Annotated in this window: 2 protein-coding genes; both read left to right on the forward strand. The window is 70.8% G+C overall.

Annotated features, from left to right (window positions below; all coding sequences use genetic code 11):
* A partial coding sequence (locus tag HUV01_RS14235; protein ID WP_174298868.1) for a carboxyl transferase domain-containing protein occupies nt 1–1,486 on the forward strand: 1,486 nt, incomplete at its 5' end.
* A gap of 4 nt (nt 1,487–1,490) precedes the next feature.
* On the forward strand, nt 1,491–3,168 hold a 1,678-nt coding region (locus tag HUV01_RS14240), incomplete at its 3' end, for an acetyl-CoA carboxylase biotin carboxylase subunit (protein WP_438827173.1).

A 3,168-nucleotide genomic window follows, 5' to 3' on the forward strand; every position in this document is an offset into this window, starting at 1 on the left:
CGCGACCGGCGGGTCGGCGTCCGCCCGCGAGCGGCACGTCGCGCGCGGAAAGCTGTTGCCGCGCGAGCGTGTCGAACGGCTGCTCGACCCCGGCTCGCCGCTGCTGGAGATCGGCCAGCTCGCCGCGAACGGGCTGTACGACGACGAGGTGCCGGGCGCGGGCGTCATCGCGGGCATCGGCCGCGTGTCGGGCCGGCAGGCGATGATCGTCTGCAACGACGCGACGGTGAAGGGCGGCACCTATTACCCGCTGACCGTCAGGAAGCACCTGCGCGCGCAGGAGATCGCGGCCGAGAACCGGCTGCCCTGCATCTACCTCGTCGATTCGGGCGGCGCGAACCTGCCCCACCAGGCGGAGGTGTTTCCCGATCGGGACCATTTCGGTCGGATCTTCTACAACCAGGCGCGGATGAGCGCGGCCGGCATCGCGCAGATCGCCTGCGTCATGGGCAGCTGCACCGCGGGCGGCGCCTATGTGCCCGCGATGTCGGACGAGAGCGTGATCGTGCGCGGACAGGGAACGATCTTCCTCGCCGGGCCGCCGCTGGTGAAGGCCGCGACGGGCGAGGTCATCAGCGCGGAGGAGCTGGGCGGCGCCGACACGCACGGACGTCGCTCCGGCGTCGTCGATCACGTCGCCACGAGCGACCTCCACGCGCTGACGATCGTGCGCGACATCGTCTCGACGCTGCCGCCGGCGGTGGCGGCGTCCGTCAACCGCCGCGATCCGCGCCCGCCGCGCTACCCGGCCGAGGAGCTGTACGGCATCGTTCCCCCGGACGTGCGCGCGCCCTATGACGTGCGCGAAGTCATCGCCCGGCTGGTCGACGGGTCCGAGTTCCACGAGTTCAAGCCGTTGTACGGGCCGACGCTGGTCTGCGGCTTCGCGCATGTCTGGGGGCTGCCGGTCGCGATCCTCGCCAACAGCGGCGTGCTGTTCAGCGAATCGGCGCAGAAGGGCGCGCATTTCATCGAGCTGGCGCAGGCGCGGCAGGTCCCGCTCCTGTTCCTCCAGAACGTCTCGGGCTTCATGGTCGGTGGCCGCTACGAGGCGGAGGGGATCGCCAAGCACGGCGCCAAGCTGGTGACGGCGGTCGCCACCGCGACGGTGCCCAAGATCACGATCCTGATCGGCGGCAGCTTCGGCGCGGGCAATTACGGCATGGCCGGCCGCGCCTATTCGCCGCGGTTCCTGTTCAGCTGGCCCAACGCGCGGATCAGCGTGATGGGCGGCGAGCAGGCGGCGAGCGTGCTGGCGACCGTCCACCGCGACGCCGACCGCTGGACGCCCGAGGAGGCCGAGGCGTTCAAGGCCCCGGTCCGCCAGCGGTTCGAGGACGAGGGCAATCCGTACTATGCCACCGCCCGGCTGTGGGACGACGGCGTGATCGACCCCGCGCAGACCCGCGACGTCCTGGGCCTGGCGCTCGCCGCGACGCTGGAGGCGCCGATCGAGCCGGCGCGCTTCGGCGTGTTCCGGATGTGAGGCCGTGACGATCCGATCCCTCCTCATCGCCAATCGCGGCGAGATCGCGTGCCGCGTCATCCGCACCGCGCGGCGCATGGGCATCCGTACCGTCGCGGTGTATTCGGACGCCGACGCGACCGCGCTCCACGTCCGCCAGGCGGATCGGGCGGTCCACATCGGCGCGTCGCCGGCGCGCGAGAGCTATCTGGTCGGCGACCGCATCGTCGCCGCGGCCCTGGAGACCGGGGCGGAGGCGATCCATCCGGGCTATGGCTTCCTGTCCGAGAACGCGGACTTCGCGCAGGCGGTGATCGACGCCGGCCTCCTGTGGGTCGGGCCGCGGCCGGACAGCATCCGCGCGATGGGGCTGAAGGATGCGGCCAAGGCGCGGATGATCGCCGCCGGCGTCGCCGTGACGCCGGGCTATCTGGGCGAGGACCAGAGCCCCGAACGGTTGCAGGCCGAGGCCGAGGCGATCGGCTGGCCGGTGCTCGTCAAGGCGGTGGCTGGCGGCGGCGGCAAGGGGATGCGGCAGGTCGATGCTGCGCAGCAATTCGTTGCAGCATTGCAGTCGTGCCGGCGCGAGGCGGCGTCGAGCTTCGGCGACGACCGGGTGCTGATCGAGAAATATATCCAGAGCCCGCGCCACATCGAGGTGCAGGTGTTCGGCGATACCCATGGCAACGTCGTCCACCTGTTCGAGCGCGACTGCTCGCTCCAGCGCCGCCACCAGAAGGTGATCGAGGAGGCGCCCGCGCCCGGCATGGACGCGAGGACGCGGGAGGCGATCTGCGCGGCCGCCGTGCGCGCCGCGCGGGCGGTGGACTATGTCGGCGCGGGCACGATCGAGTTCATCGCCGACGCGAGCGACGGGCTTCGGGCCGACCGCATCTGGTTCATGGAGATGAACACGCGGCTTCAGGTGGAGCATCCGGTGACGGAGGAGATCACCGGCGTCGACCTGGTGGAATGGCAGCTGCGCGTGGCGTCGGGCGAGCCGCTGCCGCTGCGGCAGGAGGAGCTTGCCATCGACGGCTGGGCGATAGAGGCGCGGCTGTACGCGGAGGATCCGGCGAAGGGGTTCCTGCCGTCGACGGGGCGGCTGGAAATCTTCCGGGAGCACCGCGACGTGCGGCTGGAGACCGGCGTGTGCGAGGGGGCGGAGATCACCGGCTTCTATGATCCGATGATCGCGAAGATCGTCGTCCACGAGCACACGCGTGAGGCGGCGTGCGAGAGGCTCGCCCGGGCCTGCGCGGCAACCGACGTGTTTCCGGTAAGGACCAATGCCCCGTTCCTGTGGCGCGCGCTCGACGACGCCGATTTCAGGGCCGGGCGGATCAGCACCGGCTTCATCGCGGCCAAGGGCGACGCCCTGTTGCCTCCGGCGGAACCGACCGACGACATGGTCAGCCAGGCCGCAGCGGCCGTGCTCGTGCAGGAGTATCATGGCGCGCCGACGATGCTGTCGTTCTGGACGGACGACCTGCTGGCCCATCTTCAGGCCAGTCCGTGGCGGGCAGCATTGGGGTTCCGGCTGAATGCCGAGGTCGACCGCAGGGTCGCCGTTGCGGTCGACCGACGTAATTATCTAACCACCCTGCCCTCGGACTGGCGTCACAGGTCGATCGTCGGGGAGCCGGTGGCCGATGGCGTCGCTGTCAACGATAGCGGCCTGAGCTTCCTGGCGTCGGCCGCCC

Source organism: Sphingomonas bacterium (assembly GCF_903643035.1).
Classification (GTDB): domain Bacteria; phylum Pseudomonadota; class Alphaproteobacteria; order Sphingomonadales; family Sphingomonadaceae; genus Sphingomonas.